Source organism: Chitinophaga solisilvae, from assembly GCF_009928525.1.
GTDB lineage: Bacteria > Bacteroidota > Bacteroidia > Chitinophagales > Chitinophagaceae > Chitinophaga > Chitinophaga solisilvae.
The window spans coordinates 723,414-737,815 of record NZ_JAABOK010000002.1; the positions used below are offsets into that span (position 1 = coordinate 723,414).

Sequence of the window (14,402 nt, forward strand, 5' to 3'; positions counted from 1 at the left end):
TTAATATAATTCTGGAATCATTTAAGATTTAGTCATTTGAGATTTAATTATTTTGTATAAATCAAGATGCCTTCCAGGAATTCCGGAAGGCATCTTGATTTATACAAAATAATTAAATCTCAAATGACTAAATCTTAAATTAAATAAAATGGTAGCGTACAAATGCTTCCATTGCAGCGTATTGCTGGAGGCCCAGCTGATCGTACAGGCCTGCGGTATTGGCGTTACGGTCTTCAGCGCGCTGCCAGAACTCGCGGAGGTCAGTACCCTGGAAAGGCACTACGTCTTTCTGGCTCTGGTGGATAAAGATACCCAGGCGTTTCTGTAATACCTGGTCAGGGCTCATCGGAACAGCCATTTCAATTTCATGGATCTCCCACTCCTGCCATGCGCCTTTGTACAGCCATACCCAGCAGTCTTTAGCCCAGTCTTCGTGCTTCAGTCTGTCCAGTGCCGCGAAGATAATATCCAGGCATACCTTGTGCGTACCATGCGGATCGGCGAGGTCGCCGGCGCAATAGATCTGTTGTGGTTTCAGTTTACGCAGCAGGTCAACGGTCAGCTGTACATCTTCTTCACCCATTGGTTTCTTCTCTACCAGGCCGGTTTCGTAGAAAGGCAGGTTCATGAAGTGCGCGTTTTCTTCCGGGATACCTACGTAACGGCAGGTAGCCTTGGCTTCGCAGCGGCGGATCAGGCCTTTGATGGCGCGGATCTCGGGAGTATCTTTCTGGCTTGGTTTTTTAGTTCTGATAAAGGCTTTTGCTTCATCCAGGATCTGGGAGCTTTTGCTTTTATCGATATCGAACATACCTTCAAAACCTACGGCGAAATCGATGAAGCGCAGCACGAATTCGTCTGTCACCGCGATGTTGCCGGAAGTCTGGTAAGCCACGTGAACGTCGTGTCCCTGCTCATGCAGGCGGATAAAGGTACCGCCCATAGAGATGATATCATCATCCGGATGAGGAGAGAAGATGAGCGCGCGTTTTTTGGCAGGTTCAGAGCGCTCCGGATGCTTGGGCAGCTGCGGACCAGGCTTACCGCCGGGCCAGCCGGTGATGGTGTCGCGGATAGCGTTAAATTCCTTGATGTTCAGTTCATAGGCAGAACCGTACTGAACGATCAGGTCATTCAGACCGTTTTCGTTATAGTCCTTGTCTGTCAGCATCAGGATGGGCTTCTTCAGCTTCAGGGCCAGGCTGGTAACGGCTTTACGGATCAGACCCGGAGTCCATTCGCAATCACCGGTGAGCCATGGCTCTTTAAAGCGGGTGAGTTCAGCAGAAGCCTGTTCGTCGATGATGAACTGGCAGTTAGGATGTTGCTGCAGCAGGGAAGCAGGTACCTGCTCGGTGCTGTGGCCTTCTACAGAGCGGCATACAATTTTCGCTTTATGAGAACCCCAGGCCATCAGCAGTACGCGTTTGGCTTTGAAGATGGTGCTCAGGCCCATGGTGATAGCCAGACGAGGCACCTGGCTCATATTCGGGAACTCGTAGGCGTTAGCCAGACGGGTACTGTTATCCAGCGTTACCAGGCGGGTATGTGAGTTGATGTTGGCGCCAGGCTCGTTAAAGCCGATATGTCCGTTATTACCGATTCCCAGGATCTGGATGTCAATACCACCGGCTTCGTCAATGCGTTTGTCGTAGTCAGCGCAGTATTGTTTGATCTTATCTTTGGGAATAGTGCCATCCGGAATATGTACCTGTGCTTCCGGAATGTCGATATGATTGAACAGGTGTTCTTTCATAAAGCGGTTGTAGCTCTGTAAAGCATCCGGCTCTATGGGGTAATATTCATCGAGGTTGAATGTAATTACATTTTTAAAGCTCAGCCCTTCCTCTTTGTGGAGGCGAACCAGTTCGGCATAGAGATATTTAGGAGTAGAGCCCGTGGCCATTCCTAATACACATTTTTGATTGGCAGCCTGCTTTTCGCGTATCAGCGCGGCAATTTCTTTGGCAACTGCTTTGGAACCCTCTTTGGCAGAAGGATGTATTTCCACAGCAATCTGTTCAAAGCTGTCAATCAGTTCGATTTCCTGATGATTAATCGTCATTTGTAAACGTTTTTGATTAGATGCGGTTTAAAAACGAGCCGGAAAATTAAAAAAAATACTGCTAATCTGTGCTAAAATTTAGCTCTTATTTAATTTAAATTTATTTTAACTTAAAAAGAACCTTTTTATATTGGCTATCGTTAATACGTAAAGAAAGCAACTTCAGCTACCGCGAAATATATTTTTTGGTGTAGGAGTCATAAAAAGAGAAACCGCCCTGCTGCAAAGCAAAGGCGGTTTTATTTTTTTATTTGATTATTTGAGATTTGGTTATTTGGAATGCGGCGGAGATTTACGCGCAGGTATCCGATGCATTTTAAATAACCAAATCTCAAATAAGAAAATGCATTAATTTATTATAAACTCGTCTACAAAAAGCCAGGCCGGGCTACCCGCGCCGGGAGCGCCCGCCGGGATGGTGCCGTAGTTTTTCATCTGAAGCCTGATAAAGCGGCCCCGCACATTGTTAACACTTCCGCGTATTTTATTGACGCCTTTACCGGTGAAGGAAGTTTGTTTATATACTTCCCTGTAGGATTTGCCGTCATCTGATACGGAGAAGGTAACCTGTTTAGGCGGATAGATCCAGTTATCGGTAGCATTTATGGTATTGGCGCCCAGGAGATGGATATCCTGGATGCTGTCCAGCTCCACGGTGGCTTCCACATCTTTACCGTTGTAGCCGAACCACTGGCCGTCATTATAGGAGGCATTGCCTTCGATACCGTTCACCAGCGCGGCGGTGTTACCGGGATTGTAGGATTTACCCGGTTCTCCGGCCATGGTTACCTTTTTGCCCAGGCCTTTGTGGTAGATGAAATACTGGAAATATTCGTTGCCGTAACGTCTGTCATTGAGAAAGAGCTGCGCGCGGATAGTACCGGTTTTTGCTACCGGGATAGGGCCGGCGTATACGGCGGAAGAGGGGGTAGGCGCGGAGCTGTCCAGGGTATAGGTAATAACGCCTGCATTCAGTTTCGCATCCAGCGCTACTTCCAGGCCGCCTTTTTTATTTTCCTGCAGGGCGCCGGTTACTTCAAATACATGTTTTGCATAATTTACCCCTTTCAGGATCAGCATGGGAAGGTTGTTACGGAGCCTGTCCACAAAGTTGTTATAGTTCCTTTTTTCAGCAGGCGACCATAACACTTCAGACAGCGCGATGGCGCGCGGATAGGCCATATATTCGAGGTAGCTGGAATTAGGAATGTATTCTGTCCAGAGATTGGCCTGCGCTCCTTTGATATAGCGGGCTTCCTCCTTATTCAGTTCCGCAGGCACCGGTTCAAAGGAATATACCTTGCTGACAGGCAGGAAACCACCGATAGCCAGCGGTTCACCAGGACTTAAAGACTGGTAGTGATCAAAATAGCAGAAGTCGCCGGGCGTCATGATAACATCATGTTTTTGTTTAGCTGCCGCAATGCCGCCTTCCATGCCTCTCCAGCTCATGACGGTAGCATCTGCGGCGAGGCCGCCTTCCAGAATTTCATCCCATCCGATGATACGCTTGCCTCTGCTGTTGAGGTATTTCTCCATACGTTGTATGAAATAGCTCTGCAGTGCGTGTTCGTCTTTCAGTCCTTCCTGTTTCATGCGGGCCTGGCATTTGGGACACTTCTCCCAGCGTACCTTGGGGCATTCGTCTCCGCCGATATGTATATATTTACCGGGGAACAGTGCTGTTACTTCATCCAGTACATTTTCCAGGAACGTGTATACGCTGTCGTTACCTGCGCAGAAAACGTCGTCATAAACGCCCCAGCGGGTGCCTACTTCGTATGGGCCGCCGGTGCAACCCAGGTTAGGGTACGCTGCCAGCGCTGCGAGGGCATGGCCGGGCATTTCTATTTCAGGCACGATGGTGATGAAGCGGTCTGCCGCATACTTCACAATTTCTTTGATCATCGCCTGGGAATAGTAGCCGCCGTAAGGGGTGCCATCGTATTTATTATCGTTGTAGGCGCCGGCCATCGTCTCTTTGCGTTTGGAGGCGATCTCCTGCAGGCGCGGATATTTTTTGATTTCAATGCGCCATCCCTGGTCTTCGGTGAGGTGCCAGTGGAAGGTGTTCATCTTATACATGGCCATCAGGTCAATATATTTTTTGATGAAGTCCGCATCAAAAATATGGCGGCCTACATCCAGGTGCATGCCACGGTAAGCAAATCGGGGCGCGTCGGTAATGTTTACGCCCGGCACGTACATTTCCCTGGCATGAGTGGTGAAGGGCAGCAGCTGCATCAGTGTCTGTACAGCATAGAAGGTGCCCCTGCCGCTGTTACCATTGATGGTGATCTTATCCTGCGCTACATCCAGCGTGTAGCCTTCAGCGTTAGTGGTGTCGCTGCCTGAGTGCAGAATGATGGCATTATGATCGCCGGTGGATTGAATATCCAGCTGGTAGTCTGTGAGCATCTTCAACCATTCGTTGAACAGCTCCGCTGTTTTCTTATCCGCTTCAGTAGCGGCAACAATGACAGTGCGTTTATTCAGCAGAAAGGAATCTGGTTTCTCTGTAATATTCGCCGGCATAGGAACAATGCTCACTTTTCCCTTCGTTACCTTCGACTGCAGGCCTGAACAGCCCCAGAGTGCAACGGAAAGGAGCAAGCAGGATAAAACGCTAAGCTTCATTTACTATTATTTTTGGTTTTATTGAGATTTGATTATTTGATTATTTGAGATTTGGTTATTTAAAATGCAGCGAATGTATACGTGTATATCTCCGCTGCATTTTAAATAACCAAATCTCAAATAATCAAATAATCAAATAACGATTATTTATGCTCCAGTTCACTCAGCACCGGTCTGTGATCGGAGGCCACGGCTTCTTCTATGATGCGGGCACCGGTAACGTTCCAGCGTTGTTTAGGATGTACCATGATGTAATCCAGCTTTACCCGCGGGGAGTCTGCAGGGAAGGTAGGGCCCATCTGGGTGGTAGCATCGGTGAACAGTTGTTTGAGGGTGGTGATTTCCTTAGCGGTTGGTATGGCGTTGAAATCGCCGGCGAGGATGGCGGGCGTCTGCGTCATACGGAAATATTCCACCAGTGCGTTGGCCTGTGCGATGCGGTCGGCAGGTTTATCTTCTGCGTCCAGGTGGGCGGAAGCAAATTGCAGGAGGCTGTCGCCCGGCAGTTTCACGGTAATAATACCGGCAACGCGGGGTTCATTGCCTTTGGTAATGGTGGGCAATGAAAAGGTGATACCACCGGCAATAGGGTAGCGGGAGAGTATGCCGGTACCATAGCCGCCGCCGCCATAGTCCATGGCTTTGGCAAAATAGGTATACATGCCGGTGATAGCTGCCAGCTCTTTTAACTGATCGGTTTTACCAGTGCGTTGCGTAACGCTGTCTACCTCCTGCAGTGCCACCAGATCCGGGTTGGTGGCGAGTATAACGTTGGCAATTCCCTGCAGGTCCAGTATTCCTTTCATATTTTCGCCATGGTGGATATTATACGTGAGCACTTTCACTTTCTGCGTTTGTGCGAAGAGGGAAAGGCCGGTACATGTCGCCAGGGCGAGGAGCAGCATTTTTTTCATAGCAGCTTTTTATTGATGATGCAAAATATTATTTAAACGCTTCTTTTACAGGTCTTCCTGTCCACACCTGCGGTGTTTTCAGTCCGAAGATCCATGCAATGGTAGCGGCTGTATCGTACGTAACAACGCTGGATCTGATCTCTTTGTTTGCCTGAACGCCAGGGCCGCGGATGATCCACGGAATCTGCATTTCCTCCATGGTTTTACCGCCATGTCCTTTTTTGATACCGCCATGATCTGCGGTGAGCAAGATGATGGTATTATCCCACATACCTGCATCTTTCACGGCCTGTAAAATTTTCCCCAGCAGCACATCATTCTTTTTCACCTGGTCAAAATACGGCTGGATATTATGACCGATATTATGTCCGACGCCATCTGGTTCATCGAAGTGGATGAAGAGGAAGTCCGGTTTTTTTGATTTGATGTAGGCGATAGATTCCTCTGTAGCCAGGCTGTCATTATCATGTGTGGGCACCTGTTTGTTTACTGCTGCCTTCGGGAAGAGGTATCCAATACCTTGCCAGCTATAGATGACGCCAATTTCGGAAGATGGTTTCTGTTCACGCAGCAGGGTGTAGATGGACGGGAACATGCCGTAGCGGTCGAGTTCGCGGGAAGGCAGTTCCGGTGTTTTGCTGTCCCACTCCGTATAGCCGTGCACTTCAGGGCCTGCGCCCATGACCATAGAGGCCCAGTTAACGGCGCTGGAGGAGGGCAGCACGCTGCGTGCCTGCAGTGTCCAGGCACCATCCTGCATCATCTGTTTCATGTTGGGGTTTTCCACTTTGGGGAAGCAATAGGCGCCGAAGCCATCCATTCCGATGAGGATTACATGTTTAACGCCTTTGACCTGCGCCTGCGTGGAAAGGCCACCCAGCAGGAGTCCTGCTGCAATAATCAGTTTTTTCATTCCGTTGTTCACTTTTTAAGACGCAAGGGCGTCCACGGTTAGTATTGGTGGTTGTTGATGAAGCTAAAATAAGCTACTGCCCGTTTTCTTCCAAGGCCTGGGCAGCTAATTCACGTATTCGTAATACTTCTGATTTTTGTGTCTGGGAGATGCCATATTCGGGAACGCCGGGAATGCCGCCCATGCTCACGTTCGGATTGCGGTATACCATGTGGCTGTCTTCATAGGCTTTGGCGCTGGTGTGGAATTCGGTCACGCCGGTATCTTTGATGAGCGCTGCAATATTACTGGCGCGCACGCCGGAGCCAGCCATCAGGATGATGCGGTTGTCTGCGCGGATAACGAGGTCTTTCAGCAGTGAAGCGCCTTCTACGGCAGTATTACGGGCGCCGGAGGTAAGAATTCTTTCGCATCCGATGGCTATAATATCTTCCAGTGCTTCAAAAGGGTTATCAGTCATATCGAAGGCACGGTGAAAAGTCACGCCCATAGGCCAGGCGAGGTCCACCAGTTCTTTACAGCGTTGTTTGTCTACGCGGCCGTCGGCAGTGAGGATACCTATCACTACACCGTTGCAGCCCAGCTGTTTGCACAGTTCAATATCTTTTTTCATCACCTCAAATTCGAGGTCGGAATAGAGAAAATCGCCACCACGCGGCCTGATGATAGGGTAGAGTTCTATTTTTACTTTTTCGCGTGCCACTGCAATAGTAGCATAACTGGGTGTGGTACCGCCTTCCAGCAGGTTGTCGCAAAGCTCAATCCTGTCGGCTCCGCCTTCTTCGGCAGCAATGCAGGAAGCAACGGAACCAGCGCATATTTCGAGTTTGAAGTTACCCATATAATTAGTTTTTAATTACGAATGAATAATTACGAATTACGAATGGCGAGTTATTTTTTTATTTAGTTATTTGAGATTTTGTGCCTGATCGTGATGCTCCCTGGGCTTACAGGTTCCAGAAAAAATAATGATCAGGTACAAAATCTCAAATAACTAAATAAAAAAATAACTCGCCATTCATCATTCGTAATTCGTAATTATTCATTCGTAATTCTTCAGTTAAAAGTGGTGTTTGCCATCTATCAGCACGTTTTTTACGTCGTTGCTGTATACGGCGTAATTAAAGCCTTTCTGGAGGCAGTATGCGCCGTACTGGCCTTTTTTGTTGAGGGCGAGGAAACCTACCTGGATTTCTTTTGCTTTGGAAGGGCTTCTTTTCACGATGCGGTCTACGGCTTCCTTGCAGGCTTTTTCCGGTGGGTATCCCTGGCGCATAAGTTCTACGACGAGGTGGCTGCCGACTATTTTAATCACTTCTTCACCAACGCCGGTGCTGGTGGCAGCGCCTACTTCGTTGTCAACGTAGAGGCCTGCGCCGATGATAGGAGAGTCGCCTACGCGGCCATGGAGTTTAAAGGCCATGCCGCTGGTAGTGCAGGCGCCGGAGAGATTGCCGGCAGCATCCATGGCTACCATGCCGATGGTATCGTGATTGTACACATTACCTGGCAGCATCAGCGGATTGAATGCGGTAGCGCCGTTGGCAGGAGCGTAGGATTTATTTTCTATGTTGATAACCGGTTTGTATTCAGATGTTTTCAGCCACTCTTTCCAGGCTTTTTCGGCTTCCGGCGTGAGGAGGTTTTCTTTCTGAAAACCATTGGCCAGCGCGAATTGCAGCGCACCGTCGCCAACGAGCATTACGTGCGGTGTTTTCTCCATGACCAGGCGGGCAACAGAGATGGCGTGCGTTACATGTTCAAGGGAGGCTACTGATCCGCAGTTGCCGGCTTCATCCATGATACAGGCATCAAGGGTAACGCGGCCATCGCGGTCCGGGAAGCCGGAATAGCCGACTGTGTGGTTGTTGGGATCTGCTTCCGGTACACGTACGCCGGCTTCCACTGCGTCGAGGGCGCGGCCGCCCTTCTTCAGGATTTCCCAGGCAGCCTCGTTGGCGGCGCGGCCAAAGTCCCAGGTGGAAATTACAATCGGTTTGCCTTTGACAATACCGCTTTTACTCTGTGAACGTGCAGCCGTTCCCGTTACACCGTCTAAAGAGAAAACAGCGGCGCCGAGGGCCGCTGTTTTCAGAAAATTTCTTCTATTTTTCATACGATTCATTAACTTTAACCGTTGACATATTTCAGTCTTTCATCTCCCACGCCAGTGCACTGGCGCCCAGAATCGCAGCATCGCTTTCCTTCAGTTCTGAGAACAGCAATTTAACTTTATTCCGGAAGATAGGCAGCAGATTTTTTTCCATATGCTCGCGTACCGGTTTCATGATTACATCCCCCGCCTGGGTGAGGCCTCCGAAAAGTACGATGGCTTCCGGACTGGAGAACATCACGAAGTTAGCCAGTGCTGCGCCGAGGATCTGGCCGGTATATTCATATACTTCCATCGCCAGCGGATCGCCTTTCATGGCTGCTTCATAAATCAGCTTGGAATTGATTTCCTCCTTGCTGTGCTCCCGCATGAGGGAAGGCACTTCAGGGCGGGTAGACAGAAATTCTATCGCGGTATTAGTTACGCCGGTAGCGGAAGCATAGGCTTCCAGAGAGCCATGGGCGCCGGTTCCGGGATGCAGTCTGCCACCGGGGATCACAATGATATGACCCAGCTCGCCGGCAAAACCATCATGACCGTAAATCAGCTGGCCGTTGGCAACAATACCGCTGCCTACACCGGTTCCCAGTGTAATCACGATAAAGTCTTTCATGCCCCTGGCTGCGCCATAGATCAGTTCGCCCAACGCCGCTGCATTGGCATCATTCGTTAATACAGTCGGCAAACTGAATTTTTTCTCCAGCAGGCTGGCTAAAGGTACAACCCCTTTCCAGCGCAGATTTGGCGCATATTCGATATTACCGTTGTAAAAATTCCCGTTGGGTGCGCCAACGCCTATTCCTTTTATATTTTCGGATCCTCCCACCTGCTCAATCAATACAGACATATGCTGGTGAAGTTCGTCCAGAAAGCAGTTTACATCTTCATGTTTATTCGTTAACATACGACCATCACACAAAATATTTCCTCTGCGATCTACGATTCCGAATTTGGTATTAGTCCCCCCAATATCAATGCCCACCGCTAATTGCTGACTCATAATCGATTCCTTGAGATTTTAATATGTTTTTAACTCTAAAAGCAAAAAATGCCAGATATGCAAAGCACAACGCCGGGATAATATAGGAGGCGTGGATACCAATGCTGGGGATATCTGCCAGACCACCCTGTACAGGAGGTACCAGGGATCCTCCGAGGATCATCATTACCAGGAAGGCAGAACCCTGACCGGTATATTTACCCAGACCGGCGATAGATAATGCGAAGATGCTTGGCCACATAACAGAGCAGAACAAGCCGCCGCTGATGAAGGCAAATGTTGCCAGCGCACCGGAAGTAAATAATCCGATCAATACAGTACCTACACCCAGCAAACCAAATACCATCAGGGTTTTGGCAGGTTTGTCCTGGCCCGCGAAGAAACCGATGATCTGAATGGCGATGCAGATAGTGTAAGGATATAATTCAGTAACGTTGTTGCCTTTGATAACATTGGCGCCGAGGATAACGCCGTATGCGATAAACGGAACCACCACGCACAGTATTTTCCGCATGGTTTTCGACACATTGAATACGCTGATGGCGCCTGTCCAGCGGCCAATCATCATACTGCCCCAGAACAGGGATACATACGGATCCAGTTCAGATTCCGCCAGTCCCCTGGGTGTCAGAAATCCCGGTGTTTTCAGCAGTGCGCCGAGGTTGCTGGCGATGGTTACTTCCACACCCACATAGATGAAAATGGCCAGCATGCCAAGTGTGAGCTGCGGGTATTTCATGGCGCCCCATCCGTCAGGATTGCCGGCAGAAGCAACTTTGGTGAAGAAGAGAATACCGATGATTCCAATAATGCCGGCGATGAAGAAAGGCAGTTCTATCTTCAGGATCAGTCCGAGCAGTATCAGTATAAACATGAGCGAGATGCCCAGGATGGATTTTGTAGCTTTGGGAGATGTTTCAAATGCTTCGCTGTCCTGGCTTTCAGGCATTTTTACAAAAGCGAAGATGGCCGCTGCGATGAGGAACAGTACAATCAGCAGGATGTATAAAGTGTTGATTTTGCTGATGTCTGTACTTACATCGCCGCCTTTGATATTACCGAACAGCAGCATGCTCACGATAATGGGACCGATAGTAGTACCGAAGGAGTTGATACCGCCGGCCAGATTGAGACGGTGCGTGCCTTTGGCAGGGTCACCGAGGAGAATGGCGAACGGATTGGCGGCAGTCTGCTGCAGGGAGAAGCCCAGTGCAACAATGAATAACGCCATCAGTATCAGGGCGAAATAGCCGAAGGTCACCGTTTGTTTGAAGTCTGTGTCCAGTACGTTCAGGATCTTTTCAGCGCTGGCTTTGGTAAAGGCGCCGGCATACTGGTGATGCTCTTCATCTTTGGTAAAGCCCTGCGGTATTTCTGCCAGCAGCTGCGGATGTGTGATATATTTCTGCGCAGCCTCGTTGTCAGAGATCAGCAGCACATAAGCATCTTTTTCTTTTTCACGGCGTATTTTCACCTGTCTGTCGGAAGTCTGCAGCTGCTGTTCTACCTGGAAACTACTGATGTCGCTCAGGGTTTCCTTTACGGGAACAATTTTTTCCTTGTTTACGCAAGGTATCATGATAGCAGATCCCAGTACGGAAATTAATAAACCGTAAATAATACCCTTCTTATATCCTATCTTATTGAGGATATCTACTTTTCTTGCAGCAGAAGCCAGATACAGAATCAGGGAACCTATGAAATAGGCGCTGTAGAAGGAGAAGTCAATCAGCTGAGATTCAAGTTGGGTAAGGTTAAAATGCGATTTACAGAACGGGATAAATATACTGTTTGATGCAGCCAGAAACCCCCAGAAAAAGAACACCAGAATAAGCACAAAGAACGAGGGATGTGTACTTTGAGCGCCTTGCTTTGTTTGCTGAGCCATAAACGTGTTAAGTTACAATGAAATTTTGCCGGATAAATGTATAATTATTTTTTTAGGATTTTCTAAAAAAGACAATAAAGTGTTGCATTTTTTTTAGTTAGTAAAACGTTTTAGCTTATATGATTGTGAAATATTACAGAAAATATAACAGCAATTCATTATGTTCGCATTTATCTAAAATCAATTTATTCATCAGCTTATGTCCAGCCAAACAGCAACAATGAAAGCTCCCGCTGCTCCTGCTCAGCAAAGCAACGCACGGGCTATGACCGTTATCGGTACGCTCTTTTTCCTTTTTGGATTTATCACCTGGTTAAACAGTGTGTTGATTCCTTTTTTGAAACAGGCCTGTGAGTTATCTGATTTTCAGGTATACTTTGTCACCTTTGCGTTTTATATTTCCTATTTCGTGATGGCGATCCCTTCTTCCGCCATCCTGCGTAAAGTGGGATTTACCAATGGTATGTCTGTAGGATTGCTGACGATGGCCATCGGCTCCCTGATATTTGTTCCTGCGGCGCAGGCGCGTTCTTTTCCGCTGTTTCTGGTGGGACTGTTTGTGCAGGGCGCTGGCATGACACTGCTGCAGGCGGCCTCCAACCCGTATATTACTATTATCGGGCCCATTGAAAGCGCAGCACAGCGTATGAGCATCATGGGCATCTGTAACAAAGTGGCGGCTATGATCGGCATCTTTGTGCTGAGCACCCTGCTGTTTAGCGATACGGCTGAATTATCGAAGAAAATTGAAGGGCTGACAGGCGCTGAAAAAGAAGCGGAGCTGACCTTGCTGGCTGGCCGTGTAATTGTCCCCTATATCGTAATGGCGGTAGTACTGGGCGGACTGGCGCTTATGGTACGTAAAGCGCACCTGCCGGAAGTAAAACCTGAAGAAGAGAAACAGGACGACACTGCTGCTGGCGGCCAGCGTTCCATCTTCGGCATTCCTTACCTCATGCTCGGTATCCTCTGCCTGTTCCTTTATGTAGGCGTAGAAGTACTGGCCATCGACTCCCTGGCGCTCTATGGCGTTGCCAGCGGCTTTGATACCAATGCTGCCCTGCACCTGAGCATCTACAGCCTCATCGCATTAACTGTAGGCTACCTGCTGGGCATCGTACTGGTACCTAAATATATAGGTCAGCGTCAGGCACTTATCACCTGCGCAGTAATGGGCGCTGTATTCACCGTAGGCGCACTCACGACCAGCGGTAAAGTATCTGTGGCATTTATCGTGCTGCTGAGCTTTGCCCACTCCCTGATGTGGCCCGGCATCTGGCCGCTTGCTATCAACAAGTTAGGCAAATACACCAAACTCGGCTCTGCCTTCCTGATTATGGCCATCGCCGGTGGCGCCATCCTGCCACTGGTATATGGTAAACTCTGCGATCTGTGGGGCAGCCGCCAGACACCTTATGTTATTATGGTGCCCTGTTATCTGTATATCCTTTATTATGCTGCGGCGGGATATAAGAAAGGGCTGCCTGAATAATTACGAATTACAAATTGCGAATTACGAATGAAGCGAGAAGACCTGAGCGAAGAAGATTTTACTTCTTCGCTCAGGTCTTCTCGCTTCATTCGTAATTCGCAATTTGTAATTCGTAATTCCCGCAAAAAAACTGTATCGGTAAATTTTTTTCTCTATTTTTAGGTGTAAATTTTACGTTTAATGATACAGCAAACCAGGGAGAAATTCATCACCCTTTTTGGAAAAGAGCCCTTGATGGTCATCTCTCCGGGAAGAATCAATCTCATCGGCGAGCATACGGACTACAACAACGGATTTGTATTGCCTGCCGCCATCGATAAGAAAATTGTTTATGCCGTGGCATTAAACAATACGCAGCAATGTAATGCGCATGCGGTTTTCACCAACGAAACCGTGTCTTTTGATCTCGGTCAGGTGCAGCCTACGCCGGGATGGATCAACTATCTCATGGGGGTAGTGTATCAGTTGCAGCAGGGCGGGCACCCGGTAACGGGTTTTGACTGTGTGGTAGCCGGCGATATTCCTGTGGGCGCCGGACTGTCTTCTTCCGCGGCAGTGGAAGGCGGGTTGGTAGCTGCGCTGGACAGCATCTTCGGATATAACCTTTCCCGCATGGATATGGCGCTGCTGGGACAACGTGCTGAGCATACCTTCCCCGGTGTTAAATGCGGTATCATGGATCAGTTTGCCAACCTGCACGGCAAAAAGGACCAGGTTATCCGGCTGGACTGCCGCAGCCTGGAATACGAATATTTTCCGTTTAATTTCCCTGCATATAAGATCGTGCTGTGCAATTCCATGGTACATCACTCGCTGGCATCCTCCGAATATAATGTACGCCGTCAGCAATGCGAGGAGGGCGTAGCCGCAATCAGCGCGCTGCACCCGGAAGTAGCCTCTCTCCGCGACGCCACTCCGGCTATGCTGGAGGAAGTCCGCGCGCAGTTATCGCAGATTGTCTACAACCGCTGCAAATACGTCATTGAAGAAATTCAGCGCGTACAGGATGCCACACACCTGTTGAAGAAAGGCGACCTGCAGCAGTTTGGTCAGCTGATGTACGCCACCCACGAAGGGTTAAGTCGCCTCTACGAGGTCAGCTGCCCTGAACTGGACTTCCTGGTTTCCCTGGCAAAGGAACGCCCTGAAGTAGCCGGCGCACGCGTCATGGGCGGTGGCTTCGGCGGCTGCACCATCAACCTCGTAAAACAGGACCAGGTAGATGATTTTATTTCGTTTATCCGTTCCCGCTACCAGGAACAGTATGGTAAGGAACCGGAAGTGTATGTGACGACGATTCAGGATGGAGTTAGTGTGATAGATTAATGTTAATTACAAATTACGAATTGCGAATTACGAATGTAGTTCGAAGATAAAAGC

General features: G+C 48.8%; 9 protein-coding genes and 1 pseudogene. 2 read left to right on the plus strand and 8 right to left on the minus strand.

Features of this window, described 5'->3' with window-relative positions; genetic code table 11:
* Positions 1-139: 139 nt before the first annotated feature.
* From nagB to GWG06_RS05800, 8 genes and pseudogenes are all read right to left on the minus strand, one after another.
* Positions 140-2,071, minus strand: a pseudogene (nagB, locus tag GWG06_RS05765) (glucosamine-6-phosphate deaminase); the annotation flags it as partial.
* Between the two features lie 342 nt (positions 2,072-2,413).
* Positions 2,414-4,702, minus strand: coding sequence for a glycoside hydrolase family 20 protein (locus GWG06_RS05770; RefSeq protein WP_160711916.1), 2,289 nt, complete (start codon positions 4,700-4,702; stop codon positions 2,414-2,416).
* 143 nt (positions 4,703-4,845) lie between these two features.
* Complete coding sequence (locus GWG06_RS05775) at positions 4,846-5,616, minus strand: endonuclease/exonuclease/phosphatase family protein (RefSeq protein ID WP_127044571.1); 771 nt, start codon at positions 5,614-5,616, stop codon at positions 4,846-4,848.
* A 28-nt stretch (positions 5,617-5,644) separates the two neighbouring features.
* Complete coding sequence (locus GWG06_RS05780) at positions 5,645-6,529, minus strand: alkaline phosphatase family protein (protein ID WP_127044570.1); 885 nt, start codon at positions 6,527-6,529, stop codon at positions 5,645-5,647.
* A gap of 73 nt (positions 6,530-6,602) precedes the next feature.
* Positions 6,603-7,370 (minus strand): copper homeostasis protein CutC, encoded by a 768-nt coding sequence (locus GWG06_RS05785; protein WP_160711918.1) that lies wholly within the window; start codon positions 7,368-7,370, stop codon positions 6,603-6,605.
* Between the two features lie 219 nt (positions 7,371-7,589).
* Entirely contained in the window at positions 7,590-8,645 is a 1,056-nt protein-coding gene (locus tag GWG06_RS05790; protein WP_127044344.1) for a glycosylasparaginase, read from the minus strand.
* Positions 8,646-8,676: 31 nt separating this feature from the next.
* A complete protein-coding gene (locus GWG06_RS05795) occupies positions 8,677-9,642 on the minus strand; it encodes an ROK family protein (protein WP_127044343.1) in 966 nt (321 codons plus the stop codon).
* Positions 9,614-11,530 carry an MFS transporter gene (locus GWG06_RS05800; RefSeq protein WP_202182953.1) on the minus strand — a complete coding sequence of 639 codons (1,917 nt, stop codon included), beginning with the start codon at positions 11,528-11,530 and terminating at the stop codon, positions 9,614-9,616. Before GWG06_RS05800 ends, GWG06_RS05795 begins: the two co-directional genes overlap by 29 nt.
* Positions 11,531-11,729: 199 nt before the next feature.
* Between GWG06_RS05800 and GWG06_RS05810 the strand changes: the two genes are divergently transcribed.
* Both GWG06_RS05810 and galK read left to right on the plus strand, forming a co-directional pair.
* Complete coding sequence (locus GWG06_RS05810; protein ID WP_127044342.1) at positions 11,730-13,022, plus strand: sugar MFS transporter; 1,293 nt, start codon at positions 11,730-11,732, stop codon at positions 13,020-13,022.
* 180 nt (positions 13,023-13,202) lie between these two features.
* Positions 13,203-14,348, plus strand: coding sequence for a galactokinase (gene galK / locus GWG06_RS05815; RefSeq protein ID WP_160711920.1), 1,146 nt, complete (start codon positions 13,203-13,205; stop codon positions 14,346-14,348).
* Positions 14,349-14,402 lie beyond the last annotated feature (54 nt).